We start from the raw sequence: 545 nt of genomic DNA on the forward strand, positions 1-545 counted from the left end.
TCTGAAATGGTTTGGGTTAATCACTATCCATTTTAACCTACGAGATGTAGCAATTTGGAGGGCTGTCTTTGTTTTACGTTCATCTTAGCTAGATCGGGTGCAAAATAAATACCCGGCCCTGCACCTATGCAGAACCGGGTTATGGCAACCGGATCATGGCGATCCTTGGTCGGCAGATCGCCGTTATTTGATTTTGACCGTGTCAGGGCCTAGCATCTGCTCCATTTCACGGATCAAAGCGGGCGAAGGCTTGATGCTGTAGCGCTCCGTCAAGGCCAAGAGCTTGCCGGTGCTTTCGTAGAACAGCACCGTCGCGATCGGGCCGGGATGCTGCTCCAGCAGCAGCTTGAGCCGCTCCAGCAGCCGCGCGTTCTCCGCCGCGGCTGTGATCTTGATGAAGACGCGCTGCGCCGGCGTCTTCTCCTGCCCGCGCCGCGCGCCCGGCGCGGGCGCGGCTCCCGCCGCCGCGGCCGGTACCGCCGGCCGCGCAGCGGCGCCTGCGCCTGGGGCGCCGGCGGGGCGAAGCCCGCCCGCAGCGCCCGCAG

General features: G+C 63.1%; 1 protein-coding gene. It reads right to left on the reverse strand.

The features are described 5' to 3' along the window. Positions 1–183 precede the first annotated feature (183 nt). Positions 184–545 (reverse strand): hypothetical protein (locus C812_RS22860; RefSeq protein ID WP_016312848.1); only part of this gene is annotated, 362 nt, incomplete at its 5' end.

Origin of the sequence: Paenibacillus barengoltzii G22, from assembly GCF_000403375.2 — a bacterium.
GTDB classification, from domain to species: domain Bacteria; phylum Bacillota; class Bacilli; order Paenibacillales; family Paenibacillaceae; genus Fontibacillus; species Fontibacillus barengoltzii.